Here is a 516-nt window from a genome sequence, read left to right as displayed (position 1 = left end):
GGCCGGAACTCCTCGACCGCGTCGAGCAGGCCTTCGCCGAAGGCGCGAATCATTTCTGGCTGGACTTGCAGTACTACGCCTTCACCGCCCAGGATCAGGCGGGTGGCGAGTATGCCCGCGCGCGCGACCTGCTCGCCACCGACTGTGCGCTGATGCTCGAACGCCTGCCCGGTCTCGCGCAACTGGCCTTCACCGACGGCACGCCGTTTGCGGATGACACCACGCTGGAGTGGATTGCGCGCCATGCCACGGTACGTGATATCGAGCGCGGCGAGCCCATGGTGCCGGTATCGGTCGCGTCCGCCAGCACCGACTGGGCGGAGACGGAAGCCCAGGCGGCGGACCTCGCCGCCCAACAGAGCCTCGATGCCGCGTTCGCCTGGTTGCAGGGCCTGCCGGCGCCGGACGGTGAGCGCGACCGCTTCGTGCGGCAACTGGTGATGGCGCGCGTGGCCGAACGTGCGGGTCGCGCGGACACGGCGTTGCACTTGCTGGGCGCCCTCGAGCGCCCTCGAG

Annotated in this window: 1 protein-coding gene; it reads left to right on the top strand. The window is 70.2% G+C overall.

Annotated elements, in window-relative coordinates; genetic code table 11:
- The coding region (locus AC1DT6_RS40585) for a type VI secretion system domain-containing protein (RefSeq protein ID WP_477112251.1) at positions 1-516 on the top strand (516 nt) is incomplete at both ends.

The sequence above is a fragment of the Cupriavidus sp. 01L45 genome (assembly GCF_056399885.1).
Note: the sequence above shows the minus strand (reverse complement) of the source record. Positions and strands in the feature narration are given on the sequence as shown.